Here is a 17,007-nt window from a genome sequence, read left to right on the forward strand (position 1 = left end):
AAATATATTTATATGGTTATTTATACAGTACTTGGTCGTTTTTTGACAAGTACCGTCAGTAAATTTAATTCCCATAAAATTAATGCGGCTTTGCTGTTGAAAGCGAAAAAGCTGTCCCCATATAACTGGCACAGACAAAGAATTGTTTCTGTTATTTGGAGTTGAAGAATGAGTGAGCAGCAAAAAAATCCTAATCTAGAAGCGGAGCAAGATTTGAAAAGCGAAACACAAAACGACACAGTAGAAGAGATTTTAGAGCCTGAAGTAGAGACTTTAGAAGAAGTTACTGAAAATGATGAGCTTGCAAAAGCGCTAGAAGAAGTCGCCCAGTATAAAGAAGCGGCACTTCGTGCCCATGCCGATGCGCAAAACGTACGTCGTCGTGCTGAACAAGATGTCGAGAAAGCGCACAAATTTGGTTTAGAAAAGTTTGCTAAATCGATTGTGAACGTGGCGGACAATCTTGAGCGCGCACTGGCCTCTGCACCAGACACAGGTGAGTCTGACCCTGTTCGTGAAGGTGTTGAGCTGACGCTAAAAGATTTGCTTGAGACATTGGCTCGCTTTGAAGTGAAAGTGGTTGATCCACATGGCGAACCCTTTAACCCAGAGTTGCACCAAGCCATCACTATGGTGCCAAACCCTGAACTCGAAGCGAACACCGTCATGGACGTTGTTCAGAAGGGTTACACCATTAATGGTCGCCTATTGCGCCCTGCTATGGTTGTGGTTTCAAGCGCAGCTTAATTTACTGTCATTTTTTTGACACTGGACGCTTGAAATACAATTAAGCGTACCCAAATACAGAATTATCATCGTCATAAACGAATTTATTGGAGATACAAACCATGGGTAGAATCATTGGTATTGACTTAGGTACAACCAACTCTTGTGTTGCTGTTTTGGATGGCGAAAAAGCACGCGTTATTGAAAACGCGGAAGGCGATCGTACTACGCCTTCGATTGTTGCTTTTGCAGAAGATGGCGAAGTGCTAGTCGGTCAATCAGCTAAACGTCAAGCGGTTACCAACCCAACAAATACTTTGTTTGCGGTTAAGCGTTTGATTGGTCGTAAATTTAAAGACGACGTTGTGCAAAAAGACATCTCTATGGTGCCTTACAAAATTATCGCGGCAGATAACGGCGATGCGTGGGTGGAAGTAAAAGGCGACAAAAAAGCGCCACCACAAATCTCTGCTGAAGTTCTGAAGAAAATGAAGAAAACAGCGGAAGACTACCTAGGCGAAAAAGTAACGGAAGCGGTTATTACGGTTCCTGCTTACTTCAACGATTCTCAGCGTCAAGCAACAAAAGACGCGGGTAAAATCGCCGGTCTAGAAGTGAAACGTATTATCAACGAGCCAACAGCGGCGGCGTTGGCTTACGGTTTAGACAAGAGTTCTGGTGACTCTACTATCGCGGTTTATGACCTTGGTGGTGGTACATTCGATATCTCTATCATCGAAATCGCTGACGTCGATGGCGAAAAACAATTCGAAGTATTGTCTACCAACGGTGATACTTTCCTAGGTGGTGAAGACTTCGATATGCGTGTTATCGAATACTTGGCAGCCGAATTTAAAAAATCGTCTGGTATCGATCTACACAACGATCCACTCGCGCTACAGCGTTTGAAAGAAGCCGGTGAAAAAGCGAAAGTTGAGTTGTCTTCTTCTTCTCAAACAGAAGTTAACTTGCCTTACATCACGGCCGATGCGACGGGTCCTAAACATTTGAACGTGAAATTGACTCGTTCTAAGTTGGAGTCTTTGGTTGAAGAGTTGGTATTGAAATCTCTTGAGCCTTGCCGCCAAGCATTGAAAGACGCAGATCTAACAGCGGCTGATATCAACGAAGTTATCTTGGTTGGTGGTCAGACTCGTATGCCATTAGTGCAAGCGAAAGTAACGGAATTCTTCGGTAAAGAGCCACGTAAAGACGTGAACCCTGACGAAGCGGTTGCTATCGGTGCGTCTATCCAAGGTGCGGTACTTTCAGGTGATGTGAAAGACGTTCTTCTTCTAGACGTTACGCCATTGTCTCTAGGTATCGAGACTATGGGTGGTGTGATGACTACGCTAATCGAGAAAAACACGACGATTCCTACTAAGAAATCGCAAACTTTCTCTACAGCGGAAGACAACCAAAATGCGGTAACGATTCACGCATTGCAAGGTGAGCGTAAACAAGCGTCTCAGAACAAATCTCTAGGTCGTTTCGACTTGGCTGATATTCCACCAGCGCCACGTGGTGTGCCACAAATCGAAGTGAGTTTTGACATCGACGCGAACGGTATCTTGAGCGTGTCTGCGAAAGACAAGGCAACAGGTAAAGAGCAGTCTATCGTGATCAAATCGTCTTCTGGTTTGAGCGATGAAGAAGTTGAAAAAATGGTTCGTGATGCCGAAGCGAACGCTGAAGAAGACCGCAAGTTCGAAGAATTGGTGCAAGTTCGCAATACAGCGGATGGCATGATTCACGCAACGCGTAAAACATTAGCGGATGCAGGTGATAAAGCGTCTGCTGAAGAGAAAGCAGCGATTGAAACAGCCATTACTGAACTGGAAGAAGCATTGACTTCAAATGACAAAGAGAAGATTGAAGAGAAAACCAATGCGTTGACTCAAGCGTCTGGTACTTTGGCTCAGAAGATGTATGCCGATGCTGAAGCCGGTGCTCAATCTGCAACAGGCGAGCAAGCTAAGTCTCAAGACGACGCTGTTGATGCTGAGTTTGAAGAAGTAAAAGAAGATAAAAAATAAGCGTTAAGCTCTTATTTTGCCCTCGGTAGTGGGGCTGTGTATGGCAGGCACGGTTTTTGACCGTGCTTTGCTATTTGCACAATATGAGTTTGGTGTTTTTTAGATTTAGATTTTTTAATACAGACTTTTAAATTCAGGCTTTTTAATTCAGGAATTGCTGCGATGAGCAAAAGAGACTATTACGACGTTCTTGGGGTGGCCAAAGGCGCGGATAAGAAAGACATTAAAAAAGCTTATCGTTCTTTAGCGAATAAGTACCATCCAGATAAGAATCCAGATAACCCAGAGGCACTTGAAAAGTTCAAAGAACTTGCCGAGGCTTATGAAATTTTGTCTTCCGATGACAAGCGTGCAGCCTATGATCGTTTTGGTCACGATGGTGTTAACGGTCAGGCTGGTGGTTATGGCGGCGGCGCTGGTGCTGGCGGTTTTAGTGATATTTTTGGTGATGTATTTGGGGATATTTTTGGCGGTGGTGGTGGCGGTCAAAGCCGAACACGCCGTGGCTCCGATTTACGCTACACTCTTGAATTGGATCTTGAACAAGCGGTTTGGGGATGCGAAGAGAAGATCCGTATTCCAACCTTAGTGCATTGCAAAACATGCGATGGCTCAGGTGCGAAGAAAGGTTCAACGCCTAAGACTTGTGGTACGTGTGGCGGTGCGGGTCAAGTACGCATGTCACAAGGTTTCTTCTCTGTTCAGCAAACTTGTCCAGAATGTCATGGCGCCGGTAAGGTTATTTCTGATCCATGTTCTGATTGTCATGGTCAGGGTCGTGTACAAGAGTACAAAACCCTTAATGTCAAAATTCCAGCGGGTGTTGACACGGGCGATCGTATTCGTTTGTCTGGTGAAGGCGAAGCGGGTACACACGGTGGTCCAGCCGGTGACTTGTTTGTACAAGTCTCAGTGAAGCCTCATAGTATTTTTGAACGCGATGGCGCGAATCTTTATTGTGAAGTGCCTATTAGTTTCACAACAGCGGCATTGGGTGGCGAAATTGATGTGCCAACGTTAGATGGTCGCGTACGCCTGAAGGTGACGGCAGAGTGCCAGTCTGGAAAACTCTTCCGCTTACGCAATAAAGGTGTGAAGCCTGTGCGTGGAGGTCCAGTCGGCGATTTGATTTGTAAGGCTGTGGTTGAAACGCCTGTGAATCTGACTTCTCGTCAAAAAGAGCTGTTGACCGAATTGGCAGAAAGCATGGGTGAAGGCACCAATCACTCGCCTAAGCAAAAAAGTTGGTTTGATGGCGTGAAGCGTTTTTTCGACGATATTAAAAAGTAATAACAGCGGCTTTCTTAGCCTCTGTATAGAAAAAGGCGCCTATTTGGCGCCTTTTTCTTTGAGTAAGTAGTCTATGTGGTTCCGCAATAAGCTAGCGGCGTTGGTAAAGCTTTTATTATTTGGAATAATAAAGTCCGCTTTACTGCGAATATCGATGGTTTTGAGTGATGCCTGACGTACATGACGCATATAGCGGCTGGTGACTTCGTTGACGTCACGGCCGCGCTCAGCGATATCGCGTTTTAGACGACGCACAATAGCGATGTCCATGTCTGTGTCAACGTATAGAAGATAGTCTACCGCGTCGCGAATTCCCGCGTCTTGAAACATCATGTGCCCTTCTACCAAGACGACGTGTGTCGGATCTAGGTTTCGATAGCCCGTGCGCTTGTGCTGGGAGTGATCGTAGACTGGGATTTCATTCGGTTGTTGTCGGTTTTTACAGTTATGAATGGCTAAAATTAAGCTTTCAAGGTCCAAAGAGCTTAGATCGTCGAAATTATACACATCAGGGTCAATGCTACCGCACCCATTATAAAAACTGTCTTGGCATAGGATGGTGATTTTATCACTTTGACCTTCTGCTAATAGAGAACAAAGTCGGCTTTTTCCGCTGCCGGATACGCCTGTAATGCCAATAACAAGAGCCATGTATTACCTCAGTAAATAAAGTTTTTGTCCGCCTTGAACTAGAGGCGTTTATACTGTTGTATTATATATCAGGTTACGTGTTTTTTGCCTGTAAAACTAAATTTTCATATCGTAAAGGAAAGAAGGAATGCGAAGAATTTCCTTGTCGTTTTGCGTTGCTAGTGTGCTTGCTGTGTTCTCTGTGGCCAGTGTGTCGGCAAATACGTCAAATGACATGACCTCTCGTGCTTCTAGCATCGCAGAGTTGTTTGGTTTGTCTTTAAATGATTTGAGTTTGGAACGTTTAGAAAAGCAACTTGCTACCATGGGGTTGCGTAGTTATCCCTCCTATAAAGAAGGTGTGGTCAGCTATAGTTTGGGGCCGGAAGGTATTTTCGGTGTGACCAATGCGACTATTTATTCCAATTCGTCTGGTTATGTTAGCCAAGCCTTGTTATCAGGTGTTGTCGAAAGCAATGAAAAGCGCAAAGCATTAGGCGATTTACTGGAAAAAAAATACGGTGCGCCTAGTGGCGGATATCTGAACAAAGGAATTGGTCGTTCAACGTGGTTGTTCAAAGATGGCACCTTGATTGAACTGCATAACAGTACATTTGATGTGTCTATTCTGTATGTTGATGAGCATCCCCGCGAAGTGACGCGTTCTGGTCAAATTGATGTCGAAGCCTTATCTCGTAAAAAATAGTGGTTGTTTATGTTTATTGTGGATCTTAATTTACGGATGGCGCATTTTATTCAGCCCCATCTTCAGGATATCTCTCTTGCGTTCGTGGCGACATGTTTGGTGATATATGGGGATAAGGTGAATGCTTACCTTAAGCGGTTGGTTGCCTCTTGGGTATTCATTGTGAGGGTAATGGCATTCATTTTGATGTGTACTTTCGGCTATGGTCTTTTGACTTTGTGGAGCCAGCCATTGGTGTATTGGGGAATTACGCAGGTGGAGTTTGTCTATCGACCCGCTTTGGTGATCGGTTGTTTCTGTGTTTTAGGGATTTTGGCTGAGAGAAAGCGTCATTTGTAAAATAATTCATGAAATTTCCTGTCAGTTTTCGTTGCCAAATTACAACATAATCGAACGGTTCAGGCTGATGTGGCGTTTTATTTTAGGATTATGTAGTAAAGTTTCTAGACCTTTCTGGTTATTTCGTTATTTCTATAAAAAATCACGCTAAATATAAGATTTTAAAGGTTTTTTGTTGCCTTATTACAATTTGTTTTTGTTCTGAAGTGCCGTTAGACTGCGCCCATATTGATACAACAGAGTCTTTTTTCGGGGGCAGAAAATGACAAGCACTTGGTTACAAACACTTTCGCAAGCAGAATCTATGATTCCTCTTTTGGGTAAACTTGGCCGTGAAAAAGCGGTAAAAGTTCAGTTGGCAGGCAACACACTCATGGCGGATTCTGTCACTGGATTGATGGCGGTTTTTGATCAACATCCAGAATTAGATCTTGCTCAAGTCTATCAAGTGTTAGAGCAAGTGTTAGCCAGTGATGTCGCTCATACTGTGGTTGAGCTTGAGTCTTTAATCGCTGAAGCGGATGTTGAAGCTGTATTGGCTGCTCAGTCAAAAGACGGTACTGAAACTCCAGTAGTTTTATACGGATTTGGTCGCATCGGTCGTTTGTTGGCTCGTCGTATGTGCACTCTTGGTCACACTACTCCAGGTATGTCATTGGCGGCCATTGTGGTACGTAAAGCGTGCGACAACGATTTGTCTAAGCGTGCTAGCTTGTTGAAATACGATTCTGTCCACGGTGTTTACGACGGATTGGTTAAGGTTGATGAAGAGAATCAAGCCTTGATTATTAATGGTTCATCGGTGAAGGTGATTTACGCTTCTGACCCTGCAGAAGTGGATTACCAAGCTTATGGTATTAATAATGCGTTGTTGGTGGATAATACTGGCCGCTGGCGTGACCATGACGGTTTGAGTGTTCATTTGAACCGTCCAGGTATTGAGCGTGTTGTATTGACTGCTCCTGGTAAAGAAATGAAGAACGTTGTATTTGGTGTGAACGACAGTGATATTACTGATGCTGATCGTATTATTTCTGCTGCATCTTGCACGACGAATGCGATTACGCCCATTTTGTCTGTACTTGAGAAAGCCTTTGGTATCGAGTCTGGTCACGTAGAAACCGTACACGCTTACACCAATGACCAAAACTTAATCGACAACATTCACAAAGGCGACCGCCGTGGTCGTGCTGCTGGCATGAACATGGTTATGACGGAAACAGGTGCTGCAAAAGCTGTATCGAAAGCCATTCCTTCTTTAGAGGGTAAGCTGAGTGGTAGTGCGATTCGAGTTCCTGTTATTAACGTCTCTATTGCTGTATTGAGTTTGAATCTAAAAACAGCCACTTCGGTTGAAGACATTAACCAGCTATTAAAAGCCGCATCTACTAGTGCAGAGTTAACTGGACAAATTGGTTACAGTGACGGTGCTGACGCTGTGAGCTCTGATTTCATTGGTTCTCAGCAGGCGGGTATTTTGGATTCTTTATCGACTAAGGTGCGCGGTAATCAAGCGATTCTTTATGTTTGGTACGACAATGAATATGGATACAGCTGTCAGGTTGTACGCCTGATGGAGAAGCTGGCGCAGGCAAATTTTACACAGGCGCAATTGCTTGAAGACAAAGCAAAAGCGGCATAACGAATGATCGGACACATTTACGTGTGTTATTTGACGGCGGCCTTAGGGTCGCCGTTTTTTTTTGCGTTTTTATGAGTATAGAAGGCGTTGGCCTGAATTTGCTCAAAAAAAAACCGGACAATCGTCCGGTTTCAAAAAAGTAACTAGCAGTTGCGAATAACATCATCCTGTGGGGAATGCTGATATTCCTCTAAAAGTAAGCTGTGGGACTACTTTTAGATAAGATACAGTTAGGGCTGTATCGGTAAATATTAGGCCGCTGTTCAACCTAAGAGATGGAATAATTTTATCTTTTTAGTGGGTTGTTACAAACGATATAAATTGATTTATTGGATTAGCCACATTAATGCAAAATGCAGTAAGCTTGATGGTATATTTATGGATGTTTTTTCATGAGTGATATTTTTTGAATTAAGTATCTGTTTTATAAGTATTATATTTTTCATTTGATGATTTTTGTTTTTTGGCTGAGCGAATTTTGGTATTTTGCAGTAGCTGATATCGTCTTATAGTGGTGGTTTTATGAAATCTTTACCTCTTGCGGGGTTAGGCACATTTGCTATTGCGGCACGTCATTTGAGCTTTACCAAAGCCGCTCAAGAAATGCATTTAACGCAAGGTGCGGTGAGTCAACAAATTCGGCAGTTAGAAGAGCGTTTAAAGCTCACTTTGTTTGTTCGTTATCATCGACGTTTAGAGCTGACAGTCGCCGGCGCTCGTTTGGCTGTGCAGTTGAATCATAGTTTTACGGAAATTAATGATTTGGTTTTAGAGCTACAGGAAGAGGAAACGTCGAATATTCTGACGGTTTCAGTTATGCCGTCCTTTGCGACCAAGTGGTTAATTCCCCGATTAGGCAGTTTGCAGGAAGCGTATCCTGATTTGCAGTTGAGAATTCAGGCGAACGATAGGGAGGTCAATTTTCAACGCGATAGGATAGATGTTGCGATTGTGCATAGCCATGTTCATAGCTCTAAAGGCTATATTGTTCCTTTGATGAAAGACAAGGTGTTTCCTGTTTGTAGTCCGGCTTTTGCTGAATTACGAGCATTGACAGAGGCAAGTCAATTAGCTCATGTGCCATTGTTAAACGATGACTCAGAGTGGCGTTTTTCCAGCCCTTATGCTGAATGGGAAAAGTGGCTGCAGTTGGTCAATGCTAAAGGGGTAAAGCCTTCTCGGGGGATTAGTTTTAATCGTGGCGATCTTGCTGTGCAAGCGGCCATTGCAGGACAAGGTGTTGCCTTAGGGCGAACCCCTTTGGTAATGGATGATATTCAACAAGGGCGATTAGTGATGCCGTTTTCAGAAACCCTAGACGAAGGCCATGCTTATTTGTTTGTTTGCCCAGAAATACAGCGTCAGCGTGAGCCTGTTCAACAGTTACTTCGCTGGTTAGTCACACAGTGTTATCAATACTCATCGGAAGATACGTTGACAACACCGTATGAACTTTAAAGATTAGTTATCTAAAAGCAGTTTAATGGAAATTGCCAAGCACATAATGATCACCATGGGGCGAATCAGTTTCGCACCTTTGGTGATGACCAGACGAGAGCCAATTTGTGCGCCAACCCATTGCCCCATGCCCATGACGATACCCAACGCCCAAATAATATGTCCACTGAAAGCAAACACTGCAAGAGAGGCGAGGTTACTCGTCGCATTAAGGACTTTTGTATGGGCGGTTGCTGAAACAACGGTGAGCCCCATTAAACATAAATACGCTGTCGAAAAGAAAGCCCCCGTACCAGGGCCGATTAAACCATCATAAAAACCAATGCTGGTACCAATAAGTAACGCGAATTGTACGTGGGTCAGGGAAAACTTACTGGCTATGTAAGGCTGAACTTTGGGCAAAAAGAAAAAGAAAATGGCGACAGCGATGAGGATAATGGGAACGGCTTTGAGCAATAAACTGCTGTCTAGGTAGGATACCAATAAGGTTCCACAAACCGCACCCACTGCTGTCATGGCGATGGGGAGCCACATATCTGCCAGTTTTACTTGGCCTTTTTTGACAAAATGGTACGACGCAGATACGGTACCAGCGCAACCTTGTAGTTTGTTGGTGGCAAGCGCCTCCGCTGGCGAAAGTCCGGCCGCCAACAATACAGGAACGGTAATCAGTCCACCGCCACCTGCAATAGCATCGATGACGCCAGCAAAGAATGCCGCACCAAAAAGAGCAAGGTAAATCCAGATAGAGATATCAAAAAAGACAACGTCCATTGTGTGTTCATTCCTATGGGTTAATAAATAGAAGGCACGGTGCTTTTAGTAGAGCAAAAAAAGCCCACCTAGACAATCATTTAGGTGGGCAAATCAGTCGTAATTTTGCAGTATCTGCTATTGTGTTGGACTACACTTTTGTCTGTACGTAGTTTTCAAGAGCGGTAACTTGTTCTGGGGTGAATTCAAGGCCCAGCTTGGTGCGACGCCAAAGAATGTCTTCTGCTGAATGTGCCCATTCATGGTGGATTAAATAATCCACTTCGGCTTGGAAAAGCTGATTGCCAAAATCTTGTCCAAGGTCGCTTTCTGAATTCGCCTTATTGAGCAGTATATGGGTGAGTGTGCCATAGCTATTGGCAAAACGACGCGCAAGATGTGCGCCGATAAAAGGATAATCTCGCTGAAGCTTCATGCTAAAAGCATCCAAAGACATGCCTAAGTCCCCTCCGGGTAGCGGTTTACTATGAGTCCATTCGCCACCCAGGTTTTCAAAATAAGGCGTCAGTTTTTTCATCGCTGACAAGGCTAGTTTACGATAGGTGGTAATTTTCCCGCCAAAAATACTGAGCAAAGGCGCTTGCTGGTGTTGGTCATCAAGGTGCAAGGTGTAATCGCGAGTGACGGCAGAAGGGTCCGACGACTCATCTTCCAAAAGTGGTCGCACACCAGAATAGCTCCAAATGACGTCACTTGGTGTGAGCGTTTTTTTGAAATGGTCATTGGCCACTTTTAAGATGTATTTTGTTTCTTCTTCAGAAATCGCTACCTTGTTTGGGTCGCCTTTGTATTCAACATCGGTGGTGCCTAACAATGTGTAGTGTTCACGGTAAGGAATCGCGAATACGATGCGTTTATCAGTGTTTTGCATGATGAAGGCATTTGAATGTTGATACAGTTTCGGCACAACAATATGGCTGCCTTTGATCATGCGAATGCCGTAAGGCGCTTTTCGTTCCAGTTTGGTTTCGATAAAGGATGACACCCACGGGCCCGCAGCATTGACTAAGGCTTTGGCCGTAACATCATGGGTTTCCTTGGTTATTTGATCTTCTAAACGAATGTGCCATTGGTTGTCTACACGTTTTGCTGCGATACAGCGAGTACGGGCAAAAATAGCCGCGCCGTTTTGTTGCGCACTGAGTGCATTGGTGACAACCAAGCGAGCATCGTCTACCCAACAGTCAGAGTATTCGAAGCCTTGTGTGATATCGTCTTTTAATGGACTGTCTGCACCATACTTGACGCCTTTTGAGCCTAAGAGTGTTTCACGTTTGCCCAGATTGTCGTAAAGAAATAAACCAATACGAATCAACCAAGCTGGTCGTAGGTGTGGCCGATGAGGCATTTGAAAGCGCATTGGCGTCACGAGGTGTGGGACCACTTTTAGAAGGACTTCGCGCTCTGTTAGGGCTTCTTTTACTAGACGGAATTCGTAATGTTCAAGGTATCGTAGTCCGCCATGGATTAATTTACTGCTTGAGGATGAAGTGGCATGAGCTAAGTCTCCCATTTCGCAAAGGCCAACATTGAGGCCTCGTCCTGCGGCGTCCGCAGCGATGCCTGTGCCGTTAATGCCGCCGCCAACAACAAATAGGTCAAAATGGGAGTGATTCATACTAAGCCTCACGATCTAAAATGCGAATGTGTATGTTCGAAAGTGAACATTTGTGTTCGATATTAAACCTCTAAGGTCATTATGACAACAAGGCTTTGTGAAGTTTTGGTGAATATTTGAGCTTTTTTAAGAGTGAAGAGACGAAACGGTCACTTTTTATGGGCTATTTCTATGGTATGTGCAACGCCCAAGTGTCACTTGGGCGTACAAATTTCTAAGCGAACTTTGTGTTCTTTCATCAGATTGATAATGGCTTTGGGGGGATTTTCATCTGTAAAAAGTCGATCCACTTGCGTGATATTGCCTAATCGAACAACGGCGTTACGACCAAATTTGGCGCTGTCCGCAGCAAGAAAGACGGTGCGGGAATTGCTAATAATGCTTTGTGCAACGCGAACTTCTTGGTAATCATAATCGAGCAATGAACCGTCGTGAGGATCGATGCCGCTGATGCCGATGATGCCAAAGTCCACACGAAATTGGTTAATGAAGTCGATGGTTGCTTCACCCATAACCCCGCCATCTCGTGATCGGACGGTTCCACCCGCAATAATCACGGTAAAGTCTTCTTTTCCACTTAAAATGGCCGCGACGTTGAGATTGTTGGTGATAACTTGTAGGCCCTGATGGTTTAGTAGGGCTCTTGCAACGGTTTCTGTCGTGGTACCGATGTTAATAAACAAAGAGGCGTGGTTAGGAATTTCAGCCGCAATGCGTTTGGCAATTTGTTCTTTGGCTGGAAGTTGTAAAATCTGGCGCGCCGCATAGGCCACGTTTGTGGTGCTGGAGTCATAGCTTGCTCCACCATGATGGCGACGTATCAAATCCGCTTTCGCTAACTCATTAATATCTCTACGAATGGTTTGGGGGGTAACGGAAAATTGACTGGCCAGTTCGTCGATTGTCACATAGCCTTTTTCTTTTACTATGGCGACAATATTATCTTGGCGAGAGAGTTGGCCCATATTGTTTTCTTCTCCTAGAAAGGGTTACTACTTGCTAAACGAGTGCGCATTGGTTTTTAATAGAGAATATTCGTATTTGAATATTCATGTTCAAAAAACAAAACAACAATTAAGTCGCTCTTTTTTTGGGTGGCTGTGATTTCAAAGAGAATTCACCATGACACATTATATTCTGGCTATTGATCAAGGAACCACCAGTTCTCGGGCTATTTTATTTGATGAGAAGGGCTCGCGTGTTGGCCAATCTCAGCAAGAGTTCCCGCAAATTTTTCCCAATGATGGTTGGGTTGAGCATGATCCAGAAGATATTTGGTCATCTACCTTATCTGTGTGTCAGTCTGTCCTTAAGGATACAGGGATCGATGCGCAGGCGATAGCGACTATAGGTATCACAAATCAGCGTGAAACCACAATCCTCTGGGATATTGAAACGGGTAAGCCGGTTTACAATGCCATTGTTTGGCAAGATAGGCGTACCAGTGGCTTTTGTCAGACGTTAACAGCGCAGGGGTTGAGTGAGAAAGTACAAGCGAAAACAGGGTTGTTGATTGACCCTTATTTTTCGGCCACCAAGATTCGCTGGATATTGGACAATGTCGACGGTGCGCGTGAGAAAGCGCAAGCTGGGCGTTTGGCTTTCGGTACAGTGGACAGCTTTTTGTTATGGCGATTGACCAACGGGCAATCGCATAAAACCGATGCAACGAATGCCGCTCGTACTATGGCGTTCAATATTCATACTCAAGAGTGGGACGCGGAGCTGATTGAGCTGTTGGGAATCGGCGATGTATTGTTCCCTGAAGTGATGGATTGCAGTGCGGATTTTGGTGTGATCGATGCGTCTTGGTTGGGAGCGGCTATTCCTGTTAATGGTATTGCTGGGGATCAGCAGGCGGCACTGGTTGGTCAAGCGTGTTTTACACCCGGTATGGTGAAAAGTACCTATGGTACAGGGTGCTTCATGATCTTGAATACCGGTGATACTGCGATTCGATCAGAGCATAAGTTGCTTACCACGGTTGGTTATCGCTTAAATGGCAAAGTGACGTATGCGCTGGAAGGCAGTATTTTTGTGGCTGGCGCTGCCATTCAATGGTTGCGTGATGGTTTGAAATTGTTTTCTGACGCGAAAGAAACACAAAGTTTGGCGAAGCAAGCTTTAAATGATGATTCCGTTTATTTGGTACCCGCTTTTACAGGGTTGGGTGCGCCTTATTGGGATCCTGATGCCCGTGGTGCAATGATTGGTTTGACGCGAGACACCAGTGTTTCGGATATTGTCAGTGCGGGGTTGCGTTCTGTGTGTTATCAAACCAAAGATCTGGTTGGTGCAATGGCACAGGATGGGGCAACGTTTAGTTCGTTGCGAGTTGACGGCGGAATGGTGATCAATGATGTTATGGTTCAGTTCTTAAGTGATTTATTAGAAATTACCGTAGAGCGTCCTTGTGTCACTGAGACCACAGCCTTGGGGGCGGCATTCTTAGCTGGATTGCAAGTTGGCCTTTATCAGTCTTTGGATGACGTTGAGGCGCTGTGGAAGGCGGATAAATGTTTTGAACCCACGATGGCAAAAGGCACGGGGGACAAATTGTATCAAGGTTGGCAAAAAGCGGTGGATCGTGTGCGTACCAGAGCGTAATTTTTACGATTTGATACATGCTTTGTCTTGTGCCGCCGCGAAAATATGGCTAACTTTAGTGATAGGTGTGTTTCTAAATAAGGTCTAGAGAATGTCAAAACAGTTTGCCGAAGTACAGCAAGATGATTTTATGAAGTTTGGTGGGGCGCGTCCAAGCTATTTAGAAATTGAAGACGCATTGATGGCCCTAGGAGGACATGGTGTCGGTGGTAATAACTTCAAAAATGAAATGGTGAAATTGGCAGGCTGGACGGGCGGTGCGTTGACAACTTATGCTCAACGTGCGGCGGTTGCTCAGGCGGCATTTAACCGTATTCGTGAAGTGTTGCCCAAGGCGTCAACACCAGAAGAGCTTCGAGCTATCTTAAAAAGTTTAAAGTAGGCAGTAGGCGATTTTTATTGCCTACTTGAACACTGCTGAATGACAATCAAAGGGGCATGCTGATGAGCAGCCCCTTTTTTTATACATTACTCTGCGTCGGCAATGGCTTTCATGCCATATTCTTCGTCTAGGATTCGACCAATAACATTATCGCCCACAAGATGATGCGCATATTGCATGTGCAGGCATCGAACTTGATCCCAATTGGCAATGCCGCCGATCCCGAGCTTGTCAAACAGCGGCTTAAAGCCTTTTTCTTCAATGATGGCTTTGTGCTCTGGGCTCATCACGGCCCAGCGTCTTGCGATGTAGTCACGGTGAGAGGCGTGGTGCGCTTCTCGTAGGCTTTCATCGTCTTTGATGCGTTGTTCTAATTCTTTTACCACACCATGGCTTTCTATTTTTGCGAGGGCTTTATCAATCGCTTTGCTAGACAACCAGTACAAGGTAGGGAAAGGTTGGTCGAAGACCCAGGTTTCCATTTCCAGTACTTGTGGGGTGCCGTTAGGGGAATAATGGGCAATGGCGTTGATGCCGCTTGGAGTACGTCCAAGCTGCGCTGTGATGATCTCTAGATCACGCTGAGAAAGTGTGTTGGTCATAATATCTTATTGAATAGTGTCTTCGTCAAAAGAAGAATTAAATGGTGAACGCGGGAAAACTAGCGGCAAATTTTTGTATCCATTCAGCCGCTGCTTCGTTGTAGTTCAATCGTCGTCCTGCCATTTTTGCCTGGCGTCGATAATGTTCTATCTGAGAGAGCTGTTCTATCATGCGAACACAATAACACTCTTCTTTAGTAGGGAATTCGATGGCGATATGGTAACCGTCGGCTTCTTGACGACACCAAGCAATGCGACCAGATACGCAAAAGTTGGGGTCTATTTCTTCCAATGTAATTCTAACCGAGCGTCCAAAATCGAAAGGACGAAGGGTGACATATGTGATACCGACAAACCCAGCTCTTTCTTCACTGATCGGAGGGAAAGGCTGATCTTCTATTAGCGTAATCTCTAACGGAAGGTCTCTCGGATGTGCAACAAATTCCATCGCAACAAGCCAGCTACTATTTAGATATTCATGTTATCGGCCAAGAAGGCAGAGTGTTTAAAAAAGAATGCGAATTGTACGCTTTTTGCTCTGTCTGTACAGATGAATTTTAAGATGCCTAAATGAAAGTTCATAACCTCTACTTATATGTAAAAAAGTACTGTGTGACCTTGTGTCTTTTGCCGCTTTTATTATGGCTTTTAGTCTAGTTGCTGTTGGCAGAGTTGGCCCAGTTTTTTTAGGGCAGCATCGGTTTGATTGTCCCAATTTAGCGCATAGTTTAAGCGAAAATGGTGGTTAAACTGCGCTGTTAAACTAAAGGCCAAACCGGGTAACAGTCCGATTTTATTGTCTAAGGCTTGGGTATAGAGCGTCATAGCGTCTATTGTGCTTGGTAGCGTGACCCACAACAAAAATCCACCCTGTGGGGTAGAGGTATGGGTGCCTTTAGGAAAGTGCTCCTGAATGAGCGCTTGGCAACGGATCAAGTTGTCTTGATAGGACTGTCGGGTTTTACGCAAGTGACGGTCGTAAGCACCGTTTTCTAGAAAGTTGGCAATGGCCGTTTGTGTCAGTGTTGGCACAGCCAGAGATTGCACATACGCGTAGTGTTCTATTTGTGCTTGGAATCGCCCGCCAACTACCCAACCAATACGAAATCCTGGGGCAATGCTTTTTGAAAAAGAGCTGCAGTAAATCACGGTATTGTGTTTGTCATCGGCTTTGAGTGATCGTTCCCGTTTGTCTTTGTAACCTAGTTCACCATAGACATCGTCTTCAATCAGGGTAAAACCGTATTGAATGGATTGTTGAATAAGGCGCTTTCTGGCTTGTGTGTTGAGCGTCGCACCAATTGGATTTTGATTGTTGGGGGTCACCACACAGGCTTTTATTTGCCATTCTTTTGCGGCTTCTTCCAGTAAATTTACATCGATACCATGTTGTGCTGAGCAGGGTATTTCTATGGCTTTTAGATTGAGTACTTCGATAATTTGCAACACGCCATGGTAAGCGGGGCTTTCGATGGCAATGGTGTCCCCGGATTTAGCCACCGCTTGTAAGGACAGCATCAAAGCGTTTTGGCAGCCTAGTGTAATGGTGATGTCGTCAGGCTGAAGCTGACAGCCGCTGTCTAACATGCGAATGGCGATCTGGCGGCGAAGGCTTAATGAACCAGGGGTGAATTCATAAGCGGCGCATATTTCGGGCTCTAAACGCATGAGACGCCCCACTGAACGTTGTAATTGACGTATGGGGAGAAACGGGCTTTTGGGAATGGCTGCACCAAATTGAATGATACTTTCGTCTTGTGATACGTGTAATAAACGTCGTAATAAGGCGTGTATGGAGCCATCGTTCTGAGTCGGTTCGATTTTTGCAGGTTCATTCTGTTGAAGCTGAGTTTCTTGAACAAAATAGCCTTTTTGAGGGCGCGCTTTTATGACGCCTCGGTCTTCTAGCAAACTATAGGCTTGCAGTACGGTAGCGACGCTAACGTCCATTTGTTTGCTGGATTTTCGCACAGAAGGAATTTTGGCGCCCGGTAAGAAAATCCCCTCATGAACTTGTTGTTCAATTTGGTTGGCAATTTTTTCGTATAAGGGGCAATCCATAAAGCGCGGGTCGAATAGATAAAGAGAAGGGTAATTTACCAGATTGGTGAGTTGAAAGAAATCTATGCGGATTTGGCTACGCTCGATTGTGTGCGTTTGGTGTTTACAGGGTGTCGTGAATTGTAAATAAAGTGTT

General features: G+C 44.7%; 16 protein-coding genes. 9 read left to right on the forward strand and 7 right to left on the reverse strand.

The window, feature by feature from the left end; translation table 11 throughout:
- Positions 1-168: 168 nt before the first annotated feature.
- The 3 genes from grpE to dnaJ all read left to right on the forward strand — a co-directional run bounded on the left by grpE (position 169) and on the right by dnaJ (position 4,052).
- A complete protein-coding gene (grpE, locus tag DKT73_RS06025) occupies positions 169-747 on the forward strand; it encodes a nucleotide exchange factor GrpE (RefSeq protein WP_111637680.1) in 579 nt (192 codons plus the stop codon).
- 101 nt (positions 748-848) lie between these two features.
- Entirely contained in the window at positions 849-2,762 is a 1,914-nt protein-coding gene (dnaK, locus tag DKT73_RS06030) for a molecular chaperone DnaK (protein ID WP_111607177.1), read from the forward strand.
- A 162-nt stretch (positions 2,763-2,924) separates the two neighbouring features.
- Complete coding sequence (gene dnaJ, locus DKT73_RS06035; RefSeq protein WP_111637681.1) at positions 2,925-4,052, forward strand: molecular chaperone DnaJ; 1,128 nt, start codon at positions 2,925-2,927, stop codon at positions 4,050-4,052.
- 39 nt (positions 4,053-4,091) lie between these two features.
- On the opposite strand, the gene DKT73_RS06040 is transcribed toward dnaJ, so the two are convergent.
- A complete protein-coding gene (locus DKT73_RS06040; protein WP_111637682.1) occupies positions 4,092-4,703 on the reverse strand; it encodes a uridine kinase family protein in 612 nt (203 codons plus the stop codon).
- Positions 4,704-4,830: 127 nt separating this feature from the next.
- On the opposite strand from DKT73_RS06040, the gene DKT73_RS06045 reads away from it, so the two are divergent.
- From DKT73_RS06045 to gcvA, 4 genes are all read left to right on the forward strand, one after another.
- A complete protein-coding gene (locus tag DKT73_RS06045) occupies positions 4,831-5,388 on the forward strand; it encodes a uridine kinase (RefSeq protein WP_232827799.1) in 558 nt (185 codons plus the stop codon).
- A 9-nt stretch (positions 5,389-5,397) separates the two neighbouring features.
- Complete coding sequence (locus tag DKT73_RS06050; RefSeq protein WP_111637683.1) at positions 5,398-5,727, forward strand: DUF3392 domain-containing protein; 330 nt, start codon at positions 5,398-5,400, stop codon at positions 5,725-5,727.
- 262 nt (positions 5,728-5,989) lie between these two features.
- Complete coding sequence (locus tag DKT73_RS06055; RefSeq protein WP_111637684.1) at positions 5,990-7,369, forward strand: glyceraldehyde-3-phosphate dehydrogenase; 1,380 nt, start codon at positions 5,990-5,992, stop codon at positions 7,367-7,369.
- 522 nt (positions 7,370-7,891) lie between these two features.
- Positions 7,892-8,827 (forward strand): transcriptional regulator GcvA, encoded by a 936-nt coding sequence (gene gcvA, locus DKT73_RS06060; protein ID WP_111637685.1) that lies wholly within the window; start codon positions 7,892-7,894, stop codon positions 8,825-8,827.
- Between the two features lie 3 nt (positions 8,828-8,830).
- On the opposite strand, the gene DKT73_RS06065 is transcribed toward gcvA, so the two are convergent.
- From DKT73_RS06065 to DKT73_RS06075, 3 genes are all read right to left on the reverse strand, one after another.
- On the reverse strand, positions 8,831-9,601 hold the full coding sequence (locus DKT73_RS06065) for a TSUP family transporter (RefSeq protein ID WP_111637686.1): 771 nt from the start codon (positions 9,599-9,601) through the stop codon (positions 8,831-8,833).
- A gap of 130 nt (positions 9,602-9,731) precedes the next feature.
- The gene (gene glpD, locus DKT73_RS06070) at positions 9,732-11,219 is read right to left on the reverse strand and encodes a glycerol-3-phosphate dehydrogenase (RefSeq protein WP_111637687.1); all 1,488 of its coding nucleotides are present in this window, start codon (positions 11,217-11,219) and stop codon (positions 9,732-9,734) included.
- A 194-nt stretch (positions 11,220-11,413) separates the two neighbouring features.
- Complete coding sequence (locus tag DKT73_RS06075; protein ID WP_111637688.1) at positions 11,414-12,184, reverse strand: DeoR/GlpR family transcriptional regulator; 771 nt, start codon at positions 12,182-12,184, stop codon at positions 11,414-11,416.
- Between the two features lie 157 nt (positions 12,185-12,341).
- Here DKT73_RS06075 and glpK point away from each other — a divergent pair, with 157 nt between their 5' ends.
- Positions 12,342-13,826 (forward strand): glycerol kinase GlpK, encoded by a 1,485-nt coding sequence (gene glpK / locus DKT73_RS06080; protein ID WP_111637689.1) that lies wholly within the window; start codon positions 12,342-12,344, stop codon positions 13,824-13,826.
- A gap of 91 nt (positions 13,827-13,917) precedes the next feature.
- On the forward strand, positions 13,918-14,208 hold the full coding sequence (locus DKT73_RS06085; RefSeq protein ID WP_111637690.1) for a hypothetical protein: 291 nt from the start codon (positions 13,918-13,920) through the stop codon (positions 14,206-14,208).
- Between the two features lie 86 nt (positions 14,209-14,294).
- Here the strand turns inward: DKT73_RS06085 and DKT73_RS06090 are convergent, their stop codons facing one another.
- From DKT73_RS06090 to DKT73_RS06100, 3 genes are all read right to left on the reverse strand, one after another.
- Positions 14,295-14,810 (reverse strand): DUF501 domain-containing protein, encoded by a 516-nt coding sequence (locus DKT73_RS06090; RefSeq protein WP_111637691.1) that lies wholly within the window; start codon positions 14,808-14,810, stop codon positions 14,295-14,297.
- 37 nt (positions 14,811-14,847) lie between these two features.
- Positions 14,848-15,258, reverse strand: coding sequence for an energy transducer TonB (locus tag DKT73_RS06095; RefSeq protein ID WP_111607165.1), 411 nt, complete (start codon positions 15,256-15,258; stop codon positions 14,848-14,850).
- A gap of 200 nt (positions 15,259-15,458) precedes the next feature.
- Positions 15,459-16,871 carry an aminotransferase-like domain-containing protein gene (locus DKT73_RS06100; RefSeq protein ID WP_111637692.1) on the reverse strand — a complete coding sequence of 471 codons (1,413 nt, stop codon included), beginning with the start codon at positions 16,869-16,871 and terminating at the stop codon, positions 15,459-15,461.
- Positions 16,872-17,007: the final 136 nt, after the last annotated feature.

Source organism: Marinomonas shanghaiensis (assembly GCF_003259175.1).
GTDB classification, from domain to species: Bacteria; Pseudomonadota; Gammaproteobacteria; order Pseudomonadales; family Marinomonadaceae; genus Marinomonas; species Marinomonas shanghaiensis.